Source organism: Allobosea sp. 05T439 (genome assembly GCF_056396005.1).
The window spans coordinates 1-394 of record NZ_JBFTKP010000169.1 but is presented as its reverse complement, the minus strand read 5'-3'; the positions used below and the strand labels follow the sequence as shown (position 1 = coordinate 394).

The window sequence follows — 394 nt, the reverse complement described above, 5'->3', positions numbered from 1 at the left end:
GCGGACATGGCGGGCGCCGGCCTTTGCGAGCGCGGCTRCGAAGAGCTTCGAGCGATAGGCCGAGCCGTTATCGGTCATCACCCGTTCGACGGTGACGCCGAGACGACCGAACCAGGMGAGCGCGCGTTCGAGGAAGCCCGTCGCGTCGTCCCGGCCGAGGCTTGGCAGAACTTCGACGAAGGCCAGCCGCGAGGCATCGTCGATCGCGACATGGAGATGGTCCCAGCCGATGCCGCGATTGCGGCCTGGGCCGGTGCGATTGCCGGTGATGCGGTGGCCGACGCCGTCGATCCGGCCCAGGCTCTTGATGTCGAGGTGGATCAGCTCGCCCGGCGCGGCGCGCTCGTAGCGCAGGATCTCGGGTTTCGGCTCCAGCGCCGACAATCGGTTCAAT

The 394-nt window shown here is 68.4% G+C and carries 1 protein-coding gene; it reads right to left on the bottom strand.

All coding sequences use genetic code 11. From position 1 onward, the window contains the following. Positions 1–394, bottom strand: a 394-nt coding sequence (locus tag AC1DIO_RS35580; protein ID WP_476854982.1) for a DDE-type integrase/transposase/recombinase, incomplete at both ends; no start/stop codon positions are given.